10 protein-coding genes are annotated in these 12652 nt (G+C 43.9%); all 10 read right to left on the reverse strand.

The annotated features are described in order from the left end of the window. On the reverse strand, positions 1–987 hold the full coding sequence (locus tag ACR6HW_RS02425) for an ABC transporter permease (protein ID WP_455729580.1): 987 nt from the start codon (positions 985–987) through the stop codon (positions 1–3). Between the two features lie 136 nt (positions 988–1123). After that, the gene (locus ACR6HW_RS02430; RefSeq protein ID WP_455729581.1) at positions 1124–3064 is read right to left on the reverse strand and encodes an ABC transporter substrate-binding protein; all 1941 of its coding nucleotides are present in this window, start codon (positions 3062–3064) and stop codon (positions 1124–1126) included. Between the two features lie 456 nt (positions 3065–3520). Then, entirely contained in the window at positions 3521–5485 is a 1965-nt protein-coding gene (gene ppk1, locus ACR6HW_RS02435; RefSeq protein ID WP_455729582.1) for a polyphosphate kinase 1, read from the reverse strand. 155 nt (positions 5486–5640) lie between these two features. Then, positions 5641–5805, reverse strand: a complete 165-nt coding sequence (locus tag ACR6HW_RS02440; RefSeq protein ID WP_455729583.1) for a hypothetical protein — start codon at positions 5803–5805, stop codon at positions 5641–5643. Positions 5806–5971: 166 nt separating this feature from the next. Beyond that, positions 5972–7141, reverse strand: a complete 1170-nt coding sequence (locus ACR6HW_RS02445) for a SpoIIE family protein phosphatase (protein ID WP_455729584.1) — start codon at positions 7139–7141, stop codon at positions 5972–5974. A gap of 9 nt (positions 7142–7150) precedes the next feature. Then, on the reverse strand, positions 7151–7456 hold the full coding sequence (locus ACR6HW_RS02450) for an STAS domain-containing protein (RefSeq protein ID WP_455729585.1): 306 nt from the start codon (positions 7454–7456) through the stop codon (positions 7151–7153). Beyond that, on the reverse strand, positions 7453–7872 hold the full coding sequence (locus ACR6HW_RS02455) for an ATP-binding protein (protein ID WP_455729586.1): 420 nt from the start codon (positions 7870–7872) through the stop codon (positions 7453–7455). Before ACR6HW_RS02455 ends, ACR6HW_RS02450 begins: the two co-directional genes overlap by 4 nt. Positions 7873–7885: 13 nt before the next feature. Further along, the gene (locus tag ACR6HW_RS02460; RefSeq protein ID WP_455729587.1) at positions 7886–9673 is read right to left on the reverse strand and encodes a putative Na+/H+ antiporter; all 1788 of its coding nucleotides are present in this window, start codon (positions 9671–9673) and stop codon (positions 7886–7888) included. A 135-nt stretch (positions 9674–9808) separates the two neighbouring features. Beyond that, positions 9809–10708 (reverse strand): MerR family transcriptional regulator, encoded by a 900-nt coding sequence (locus ACR6HW_RS02465; RefSeq protein ID WP_455729588.1) that lies wholly within the window; start codon positions 10706–10708, stop codon positions 9809–9811. Positions 10709–10779: 71 nt separating this feature from the next. Further along, positions 10780–12591, reverse strand: a complete 1812-nt coding sequence (locus tag ACR6HW_RS02470; RefSeq protein WP_455729589.1) for a transporter substrate-binding domain-containing protein — start codon at positions 12589–12591, stop codon at positions 10780–10782. Positions 12592–12652: the final 61 nt, after the last annotated feature.

The raw sequence follows: 12652 nt of genomic DNA on the forward strand, positions 1-12652 counted from the left end.
CTATTTATTGACGCGTACTCTAGGATCTACCAAGCCGTAGCTCAAGTCGATAATCAAGTTGGTTAACAGTGCGATGATAACGTAGAAAAGTTGAAGTGCAATGGTGACATTATAATCTTGGTTAACCAGCGATTCGTACAGGAACTTACCCATACCATTGATATTGAACATCGTCTCGAGAATTAGAGCGCCTGAGAAGAGGGTCATCATATAAGCAATTAAAAGTGTAATGACACTGAGTAAAGCATTGCGCCAAGCGTGTGACAATACGACGACGCGTTCTTTAAGACCTTTTGCACGTGCGGTTCTAATACACTCCATTGAGAGCGCATCGCCCATAGCGGCGCGGACGTAACGCGTCATACCGCCTAGAGAGGCAAATGTTAACGCTGCAATTGGCAACACCAAGTGTTTGAGCATATCGATGAAAGCTTCCCACTCTGTTCCTTGGAAGTTTGGCGTCTTCATACCGCTGACCGGGAACCAACCGAGTTTAACGGCAAAAACATAAATAAATAAGAGCGCAAAGATAAACGATGGTATACTGTACCCGACAATGGTGACAACCTGTACCACCTTATCGAAAGTCGAATTCTTTTTAATGGCACAGACGATGCCAAGCGGTACTGTTATAATGAATATCATGGTTAGAACGAAAATATTGTAAAATATCGTGGTTCTAAGTGGTACTTTGACGACGTCGGCAACTGGCTTTTTGTAAACGCGCGACTGACCAAAGTCGCCCCGTACAAACTTACTAACCCAGTTGTAGTAACGGATATGCAATGGGTCGTCAAGACCGAGACGCTCCCTGGCAAGCTCATACTTGAGCTGATATTCTTCTGCCGATAGCGTGTCTTTCATCGGTTCGACCTCGGCTCTCGCCGGGTCACCCGGAATTAAGCTGTACAGCCAAAATAACAATACAGACATGATCATGAATACAAAGATCATGTATCCAATTCTCTTAAATACATACTTTATCATTGAGATACCTACCTTATCCTAATGTATTAAAGCGAATTCACATACCCCACATGAACCTCACTTTTGACATAAAAATAGGGTATGTGAATACCCTATTTTTATTTTGATTGAAATAGTACTCTTCGCGATTAGCCAATTATTCAGTTACATAAGCGTAAAGAATGGCTTGAGACGTTCTGATAAGCGAGTTGTTGTTGAAGTTTTGAACCTTATCAGAGTAGAAGTCATGGTAGATGTTAGAGTAAAGTGGAAGGTCCGGTAAAAGGTCGTTCCATTTTACGACGAAGTTTACAAAATCCGCTTTGAACTTTTCTCTGTCTGTTGGATCGTTGAGAACCATAGCTTGTGCAAAGTTGTAAAGTTCTTCGTCTCTAATAAAGTTTGTATTGAGACCCTGCTTAATGTCTTCTTCTTTGATTGAGTACGTCTTAGTTAAGTCATATCTTGGGTTAAAGTTAACAGCCAAGTTGAACATGTGGTATGTTGGCACACCGTATTTTGCATCTTGGCTACCATCTCTGTAGTAGTAAGAGAGGAGTTCGTTAAACGTCATAACCGTTTGATTGATTTTAATACCGGCAGCTGCAAGGTCTGGGTTCTCTTGAAGTTCTACAACTAAGAGGTCAGACATCGCATTTTGCTCTGAAGAAGCCCATTCGATAACGAGTGGTAACATTGTACCATCGTCCATTTTCTTGTAACGGATACCTTCTGAGTAGTCGTTACCGTTTTCATCGTATACCCAACCGCCTTCTTCTAAGACTTTAATAGCGTCTTCTAAGCTGTAAGGGTATGCGTTTAATTTTTCATTTAACTCTGCTTTGTTTTCTTGGAAGAACCATTGGCCTTCGCCGTAAGGACCGTTAACGATTGAACCGAAACCTGACGTAAACGTTCTAGCGAACTTGTTTCTGTCAAGAAGGTGTGCGATCGCTTGTCTTACTTCTTTGTATTGCGTTGGGCCGTAGTCACAGTGGAATGTTAACTTACCGTAACCTGCTCTTGGGTAATCTGTGTAGTTGAAGCCACCTTGGTCAACTAAGTCGAAACCTGCGTTGATTTCGTCGCCACCGACAAGTTTGATTAAAAGGTCTACTTGACCTGTTGCCAATTCGTCGATTTGTGTATCTTGTGTAACGCGTTTGAAGATAACGGTTTCGATCATTGGTTTTTGACCTTCAAAGTTACCTGCATACTCAGGGTTAACTTTTAAGACAACTGTTTTAGTTGCTTCGTCATAGCTGTCTACCATGTAAGGGCCTGAAGATACGTAAACCGGGTTGTTTCTAGCCGCTTCAAAAGTTTCTTTGTGCGTGTCGAGTGTCAACTCTGTGCTGAAGTAAGCGCCGTTACCGTCGTCCATAATGTCTACGCCTTCGCCTAACCAGAACGGCCAGTACTCAGGGCCACCTGATACCATTGGAAGCTCGTAGAAATACGGTAAGAACTCAGGGTTGATTGTGAAAGAGAAAGAGTAATCGCCTAACAGTCTCACACCTGCAAACTCTTTAGCTTCGCCTTTTGCATAAGCGTCATGACCAACGAGTCTATAAGCTGTTGTGTTATCACCTGTTAAATCTGCGATTAACTTGTGGTTCCAAAGAAGTGTCTCAGCAACATAATGCTTAGCTGTAATTGGCTCACCGTTGCTAAACTTCATATTTGGATTAATGTTCCAAGTATACGTTTTAGAACCATCTTCGTTTTCTGTAACATCATAACTCTCTACAACAGTTTCGTCGACGATGTACTCACCGGCAAATGTTAAACCAACTGTACTCTGACCACCGATAAAGTTGTAAATGTCGTAATCAGAAGCGTTGTTTTGGAAGTAAGGAATCCAGTCACCGCTTAAGTCAGTTGTGCTACCGATGATGACTTCGCCAGTTGGCTCAGTTGGTGCAGTCGGCTCATTTGATGTATCATCGCCGTCAGTATCTGTGTCACCGTCAGCATCCGTTCCCTGATCAGTATCTGTACCTGGATCAGTCGTTGGCGGATCTGTTTCATTGCCGCCACATGCTACTAATGTAAACATTAGAACAGCAATCAACAAAATAGATAAAGCTTTTTTCATGTGTAAATCTCCCTTCTCTTTTTGTGAAAGTTTATAAATAAGTTCCGATGGACTCGGACTTAAATATAACAAAGTTCACTCTTTTTCGTTACATCCATGTTACAGTGTTTTAAGTTTGTTACATGTTGATGAACAAATCGTTAATATTTATAACGGTATCGAAATTATAATATACATTTGTTCAAATGTCAATATTCAGACTTTTGCGTTTATGGGCACATTTACCTATCATTTCGAAATACTTATGTTAACTTTATTTTCAAATCGGATAATCTTATCAAAACAAGCAAACGGTATAAAACGCCTGTTTTCCAACGTTTTATACCGTTTTGGTTTTTGTATATCAATTATCATTTTCAATTATGATGAAATCCTAAATCAATTATTTCCCATTTTTCTATTCTGATTTTTCAGATAAACTGACACTTTACAATTTGTTCATATTTACTTTTTTTGCTATATCCGATTGTTATTCGATAAATCTCTCCCCGTTTTCTTCAGTTGCTCTTGTGCACAGATTTCGTTTTGGGACTGTGTTATTCGGTGGTAATCCCCTTCACTACTCATTGTCCATGCCTTTGAATCATCTCGCATGTACAAATCAAAAACCGCTCGAATTTCATCACGGATGCGAGGGCACGCAACAGGAAAAAGCAGTTCCACACGTCGGCTGAGATTACGCGGCATCCAGTCTGCGCTAGACAGAAAAACACCTGTGTTCTCAAAGATGACCAATCGGCTGTGCTCTAAAAATTCTCCCACGACGCTCCTGACACTTATATGAGTGCTATAGGGCGCTTTCCCTGGAATCAATGTACAGATGCCCCGTATAATCAGTTCGATTTGTACGCCTTCACGCGACGCCTCGTAGAGTTTTAGAATCGTTTCTTCGTCTAACAGCGCGTTCATTTTAACGCGAATCTGCGCTTTATCACCTCTACGGGCGGCCTCAATTTCTCTTCTGATTGCATCACTTATAAAAGACCGCATGTGAAAAGGCGCCATCTTAACGACAGAGAGTTCGGGCACTGCACCACAACCGGTTAAATAATCAAAAAAAGCGGCGATGTCGTCCACCACATCTTTTCGCGTTGTAAAGTACCCCATGTCCGTGTACCTACACGCTGTTGAATCATTGTAATTTCCCGTACTTAAGTGGACATACCGCTTGAAGTGCTTTTTCCCCTTTTTCACAACCAGTAAGGCTTTTGCATGAGTTTTGAGTCCCCTAACCCCGTAGACAACTTGAACGCCCTGTCTCTCTAACTCGCGCGCCCATTTGATATTTTGTACCTCGTCAAATCTCGCAAGTAATTCTACAACGACTGTGACTTGCTTACCCGCCCTAGCGGCCTCGCCAAGTAATTTAACAATAGGAGAATCTGCACTTACCCTATACAGCGTTTGCTTAATAGCGACAACTGAAGGGTCGGTCGCCGCCTGATGCAAGAAATCCAAAACGCTCTGAAAACTGTCAAAGGGATGGTGCAGAAATACATCGTCCTTCTCTATTGCCTTAAAGATATTTTTACACGGAACATGGTTTGCCCGATAGACGACCTCACAAAGCGAAGCATGGGATTTGGGCATCTTGAAACTGCTGAGAAAAGTGTAATCTAAACGTCCTGACGTCCTGTACACCACCTTATCGTCTATTTCCAGACCATCGGTCAATAGGTCAACAAACCATCCTGATGCCGCTTCATCGATCTCCAGCCGAACGACACGACCCCACTTTCGGTATTTAACCGCTTGAAAGACAGCTTCTGTTAAGCACGCTTCGTCAGATGCCTCCAAATTCAGTGCTGCACTGCGCGTGATTCTAAAGACGCATGTCGCCTCGACTTCACATCCACTGAATAGCCCGGCGATATGCGCTTGTAAAATATCTTCGACAAATGCATAACTCACCTTTTCTGCGGTCTTCTCTATTTTTACCAGTCGATTGAGCAAATAGGGCAACTCTACGACGGCGAAGCGAATTGCACCTCCAATATGCAACTTCACGCCGATATGCAGTTGATGGCTACTCAGAAACGGGAATGTCCGCTCGGTATCAATTGCCAAAGGTGTTATAATAGGGCGAATCCGCTGTAAGTATTTCCGTTCGAGTTTCTCACAATCAGAAGGCGTCCATTCACATCGCCTTTTAAAGACGATGCCGGCAGTACTCAAAATGTCTAAGACCGACTGGCTAAACACCACTTGCTGCGCTGTAGCTGTACAAACAGCTTGGCGAATTTTCGCTGAAACGGCCCTTTCCATGGAAAGCGGCATCCGCTTCATAAAAAACTCATCTAAGTTGGACGAAAAAATAGCGCTGTATGCGAGGCGCGCCATAGGCGCTCTCGAAGCATCTGCCATTTCATGCAAAACCCGCTCATTAAATTTAAGCCAACTCAAATCTCTGTTGAGAAACATGGAACCTCCTAACGTACTGTAGCTTTGAAAGTTAATTAAAAGTCCGACTATTTTCCTCGAACTGTCTATAGCGATGCGGAGGATTATCAAAAACTTAGCCCTGCAAGAAGGTTGAGTAGACAAGCTATATTATTTATTGTAAACGGTACGGTGCACTAGACGTCTTTCACTTTTTTACCTTTACATAACAACGACTCGTCATTTGAGAACAGACCACATTTCTTGCAAACGTATTGCGCCGGCAAAGCGTCTTTTAAATAGGTAGACATATCATCTTTTAAAACGCCGTCCTTAACTTTTTTACACATTTTTTTCCCCATACAACGCTCCTTCCTGAGCTCTCACTCTTGTTTCCCCACTCCGGAGGAAAACGCCTTTCGCTGACCCCTTCACGCGTTAAACCATCGCGTGAAGGCTTTCGGCTCAAGGCTTGTTGTCTGTCAAACTAAAAAGTATGGCTGTGTGGTTGGCCATACTTTATGGTGCTTACTCTGTTAATTTTAACAGCATCATAGCGACGTCATCGGTGAAGTCGATGCCGTTGGATTTATGGATCATATGAAAACCATAGAACAATACTTCTAAAAAGTCGTTGGGATCTACCTCTAATGTATGGGTCAATCCTTGTGCCATACTGTTTACGCGCTCCCATCCCGTAAAGTCAGTCCCCTCTCCCGCACAAAACAAGCCGTCTGTGTAGAGAAAGAGCACATCGCCTTTAAACAGGTCTACGACTTCAGTCTCATAGGGTACGCCTTCTAGCATGCCAATTAAAAAACCATTTTGTTGAATACTTTCAAATTGCTGCAGCTCTTTTCTATAAATCAAAGGGTACGGCTGCCCCGCATTGGCATACGACAGTCGACCGTCCTCAATAACCCCCACAAAGGCCGTAAAGACGAGGTAATTATCCTCCCCTGCAAAATCAAATATTCTAAAAATCGAATCGTTGATATCTTGCAGAATTTCATGTGGGGCTAAATCTGTCTTCTCAATGCTCTTACGATACAAAATTTTGACCATCGAAGACGCCATACCCGCAGCTATGCCATGCCCGGTGACGTCGGCTACCATAAAATGAATTTTATTGCCCACTTTGACACAGTCGAAAAAGTCACCGCCGATGCCTAGAGACGGATGGTATTTGATGAAGAGCTCTATCTGTTTAAATACCCCTGGGTTCGGCAACATGATGTTGGCAAACGTATTGGCATTTTTGAGTTCTTCATTGATTTCTCTGTTCAGCTCGATAATCGTTCTACTCTGTTCGTACAGCAAAAGAGCGTTTCGAGCTTTTAAAGGTAGAATAATGTTCATATCGTTTTGAGAAAGCGGCTTGGTAAAGTAATCCACCGCCCCGACTTTTAAAGTTTCTTCTATTGAATTGATTTCATTGATCGCGCTGTTGACGATAACGGGAATATCGTGATGGAGGTCGTCCTCTTTTAACCGTTTAAGCGTTTCATACCCGTCCATTTTTGGCATAATAAGGTCGAGTATAATTAAGTCAATCTGGCATTTAGAGACGATTTCCAGTACTTCAAGCCCGTTTTCAGCCTCTTCGAACATACAATTTTCGAGATTTTGCTCCAGTATCTTCTTTATGAGCATTCGATTCATCAGCGCATCATCTGCAATGAGTATCCGATACCCCATAGAAACCTCCTAGCTTTCCATTGGAAAAAACTGATCGAGTTTCATCAATTTGAACAAACTCTGTATGTCATCACTGGCGCCGGCTACTTTAAAATGCTTTTCACTGTTTTTTAGACGCTTGTACAAACCGATGACAAACGTCACGCCTACGGAGTCGACATTTTCCGTGTGATCGAGGTCTAAGACGACTTCATCATACGAATCGCCCACACTCAGCATGCTATCGATTTCATTATTAAACTTCGGTACATTGTTTGCTGTAAGACCTTCCGTCAAAATTACGCGCATCGACGTACCGTTCCATTCGCTTTTCATACGATTTCCTCCTCTTTTAGAGCCATAGTCGCGACGACTTGGTTGCCTTTTACTTCTATTCTAAATGCCATTTCCAAAAGGGTTGTAAACCCCCTGGTACGCTCTCTCAGCAAGTCGTCCGGCAAAAATTCTGCTTCAGATGGCGCATCCCACTTGAAGCCATGGCCTTCATCTCTAACCACAAATGCCAGTTCCCACTTCTTTTTAATAATTTCACAATGCACTTCTTTTTCCGGTGAAAAGCGGTTCCCATGCTCAACAGCGTTGTTCAACAGTTCTCTGAGCATAAAGCCGATATTAAACAACGCGTGCTTATCGGTTACATAACCTCTTGTTTTTAAGAGGTCTAAAATCTCGAGAACAGCCTCGTCGACAGAGTGAAATGTCGAGGGCATAGACTTTTCATATACTTTCACCTCAGCCTCCTCTCTATCGGAATAAATAAAATACCGTGGCCGTAATGACGGTCGGTAAAAGTGCCAGTTTAAGCAGCTGCAGCGACGAAATTCCCCGGTCAAAATACTTTTTCAAAATTGACTGACCGACGGGATTCGGCGCATTGGCAATCACCGTTAACCCACCTCCGGTAATAGCACCGGAGACCACAGCGTATTTCAGCGATTCTGGCAGATTCGGTACCAATGTACTCAAGTAGGTAATCGAAGCGTTATCGTTAAAAGCAGTGAGCACAATAGATGTCACGTTGAGTCCGAGTTCAGGTAAACTGCCCAGCAACGGTGCAATCCACCACGATTGAAGTTTGCCGTGAATCATCAACCCTGCCAAAAAGAAGGCGACGAGCAATGACGTTTTCAAATCCATTCGGTTCTGATAAAAGTTGGTTACCTGATAAAAGCCCAAGAAAAACAAGAACCCCGAAACAAAGAGCACAGGTTCGTGTGCGTTGGCCACTGTCCAAATCAGAAAGCCTACGTGCACCAGCATAATCCACAGCGGTACTTTATCTTCTCTTTGATCCCATTTCGGATCGTTGTAAACCGGACGCTCTTCAACAGGCAAAAGTCCGGGAATGGTGCGTTTCATTTCTTCTAATTTAATGCCGTCGAATTTCTCATCGATAGCGTTATCGATATCGTATAAGACGCGTTCGTCTTCTGTGAGCTTCTCGGAAGCCAACACCTTGATATTTTCTTTCAAGATAAAACTGTAGGCGTGAAGTTCACTTGTGAACGATACGCGCTTGTCTACAAGCGATTCAAGTTCTTCAAAACTTTTTTCAAGTTCTTTTTGACTGATAAAGCGGTGTTGCACATACCGCTTGTACCGGTAGTGTTCATAAGCGCCCTTCAAATCATTTAAATCTTTCTTCAACAAGAAAAAATAAGTCCCGGTGGACAAAACCATAGCCACAATAGCCTTTATCCCAAAGTGGGTGAACATATAGAGGTTGTCCCACTCCCACGGTCCAGCCACCATTAGAATCGGCGGATTGGAAAAGTTAGTCAATGCGCCACCGACAGAGACATTGACAAAGAGCAACGCCAAAGTGGCGTATTTTAACCGTGTAGAAGGGCCCAAACTGTAAAACTTATCGGCGAGCATAAACGCTATAATGGTCATTGCCGCAGGACCTGTTATAAAGGAACCGAGCAGCGGCGCAATAATGAGTATACAAAGCCACCACGCCTCCAGTGTACTACCGAACAAACGCACGATGCGCCACATAAAGAGCTCAAAAATCTTCAGTATCGGACGGCTCGAAGCAATAGTCATAATGACGATTACAAAAAGGGGTTCTGTAAAATGTAACTCGTTAATGTAGGCGACAAAGGTGGACCAATCGTAATAGGACGTTATGGCAATGGCGAGCGCTATAGCCCATATGCCAAAGACCACTTCAACTTCACCGAGCAAGTGTATAAAACTCGCCGGTATTGAATGGGAGTTCTTCTCTTTTTTCCCCGCTTGTTTTGCGCGTTCATACCGATCTTCCATTCGATGTGCAACCTTCTGGAAAACACTTGTCAGCATGGTATGTATTATGGCCAGTATAAAGATGAGTGTTGCAACGAGGTTAAACGGCTCGGCCTCAACTCGACTTTTTATCTTTTCAAAAAAGCCTTCTATGGCCTCGTCTTGATAACTCTCTTGACTTCTGGGAATGCTGCTTTCCGACACGTCAGCATTGGCAAAGACAGTTCCTGAAAAAGCCATTATCAAGAGGAGGCTGAGACCAATCAAAAGTTTCTTTCTCATACAGTTCCTCCAAGACACTTGTTTTGAATCATTTATACCCATTGACCATGGTGCGAATCAAGAAACCCCCGACAGGCTTTATAAACAGACCGTCGAGGGTTAGTTGGAGCAATAAAACAAAGCATGTATTGGCCTTTAACAGTGTTGCTGTTTAATAAAAACCCCTTCTAAACTCGGGGTGACATCCGGGCATGCGCGTCTTAACAAAACAGCGGTTTCTTCGAGCATATCGCGCATGTCCACTGCGGCACTCGCCTGTGTAATGACACACGACGTGTAAAAGTCGATAGGCTTGTGTGCCCCCAGCTTTTTGTAGTCAATGGTATTCACATGGGCTTTGAGATCGTAGACAATCGCCTCGATATCGGCAGGCGCCCCCTCCAGATAGATGACGAACTCATCGCCGCCGGCTCTGGCTATGGCGTGGTTGAGGTTGTAACCGGCGACCACTTCCTGAAAGTAGCGGTAGACCATGACGATGATTTTATCGCCTACTTCGTAGCCATCGACCGTATTAAACGCTTCAAAATGTCTTAAATCAACTCGACACAGCCCAAAAATGGTGCCCTCAACAGCATTTCTCACCAGCGCTTCCGCCTGTGTCACCAGGTGTTCAAGCGCCGGTATGGCTTCTTTGTATGCTGTAATCTCTTCTGCACGCATCGTGTAATAAGCAGTTAACTTTTCCATATCAAACCCCTCCGTTTCAAGAAATGAAAGCAGGGCATCCAGTCTTATTGAGCGTTCAATAACGGCACTCAACACCTTTGCCTGTTCCATTCGTTTGCGTGAAAGCGCCAGAAGAAGTTTGCCAGCGTCACCGACATCACTGAGTACATCCTTTACTTCAGTCAGCGAAAACCCGACGGATTTCAGCAGTAAGATAAATCTTAGCAGTTGAGACTGCTCGGGGCTGTAACGCCGATAGCCACTGCTTTCATCTACCGCTACGGGTTTCAACAGCCCCATATCGTCATAATGTCTGAGCAATTTTGGGGTGACGTTGTGCTTTTTAGCAAATTCTCCAATGGTCATCTTTACCTCCATAGACGCCCGGCCGGGACTGATTACAGTTTAAACCTTCCCCTAGGGGAAAAGTCAAGGGGCTAGAGTGGAATTTTCATAACGACTTTAAACCCGCTCCCATAAGTGTTTTCAATATCCAAATCGCCCCCCAGTTGATGTTTCACCAAATTGAACACGATGTGCATGCCGAGGCCTGTGTTGCCCAAATGTCTTTTTGAGGTGTAAAACGGATCGAAAATTTTGGTTACCTGAAGCTCAGACATACCGATACCGTCGTCTTCAACGACTAAAACAATGCCGCCTACCACATCTTCACAAGACACTTTAATGGTTACAGGTCTCGACCCGTCTCCACTGTGCTGAATGCTGTTCTTTATAAGTTGCGTCAGAATTTGAGTAAATGCGCCGGGACTGCTTTTTATAATAAGAGTTTTCGGCACACCGTTCTCAATCTGCATGCCAGTATGCCCCGTCATGCGAAACTGTTCTATAACGGCATCGCATGTCTCTTTCAATGAAAAGACTGTTTTTTCTGTCTGGTTCTGGTCCACAGCCAGTTGTTTAAAACTTTGCACCAATCTTGAAACGCGGCGCGCATTTTCATCTATGATTTCGGTTAAAGAGGACACCGTCCCGAGATACTTGGTCAAAGCCCCTTTGGTCATCGTCGATGTTTCAAAAGCCTCTACCGTTTTGTCGGTCTCCGACTTGAGATGGGTGCTTCCAGTCAATAGAACGCCCAACGGGCTGTTGATTTCATGAGCTACTCCCGCTACTAAATTGCCCAAAAAAGCCATTTTTTCAGACTGAATGACTTTTTCCTGCGTTTCGTTTAGGTCCTGAATCACTGTTTCCAACTCCCTTGTGCGGATTTTCACCTTTTCCTCCAAAGTCTCATTTAAGTTTTGAAGGTTCACTTCTATCTGTTTGACATGTGCCAACTCTTTTTGGAGCTGTGCCGTTTTCAGAGCGACTTCACGCCTCAAGAGCCGATTGACAAAGAGGAAGCCCAGTGCAATGAGAATCAAAACGGCAATTGCTACTGCAACACCGGTTACAAAGCGTCTGGAAATTAAAGGCGCAACTCTTATGCCAATCCAGTTCTGATGGATGGCCTCTCGCTCGTCCTCACTCAATGCCGCCAGCGCTTTGTTGAGGATTAACACGAGCTGCTCGTCACCTTTTCTAACCCCAAACCTCAAATCGCCGTCACCGGATATACGTGCGCCATCCAAAGCTTGGATGTTGTGGTAGCCATACTTGTATATATAGTAAGCCGCTTGCGAAAAATCGGTGACAAATGCATCGATTTCACCGAAAGATAGGCCTTTCAAGCCATCGGTGATGTTGGGGTACGTCGTTAAATCGATATCGGGATAAGCTTCTAACAAATAGGCGTTAACCGAATAGTCTTCAATAACCCCCGTCGGCAGCGTTTCTAGTGCCTCTTCGCTGATATCGCCAAAGTCACTTCTCACTAGGATAACATCGTAATTGGTATAAAAGCTGTCTGTAAAGTGCATATGCGGCATCCGATCTTCTGTCCTTATCGCCCCACCTGTCATCATCACTTCACCTGCGTACACCGCCTCTAAAATCGCTTTAAAGGTCGGGTAGTAAACGTATTCGAATGTAAGGCCCGTATGGGCACTGAGTAAGTTCAAGTAGTCGATGGTAAGGCCTCTGGGTTCCTCGTCTTCATAGAATTCAAACGGCGCGTATTCGGGGTCGATGGCCACCGTTATCACCGGCGCCGATTCAATGTATGCCCGCTCTGCCTCAGACAGTATCAGTGCGTCACCACTGTCTATTTTACGCGTTTCTACTGTGACGACGAAAATCAGTCCGACGACTACACATATGTAAATGCTATACCATAAAAATCGTTTCATATTTAAAACCTCCGCCGTTTAATATCTTACCCGTACACAAGGGCTATCAATCTCTAATCAA

The organism is Fusibacter sp. JL298sf-3 (assembly GCF_053842995.1).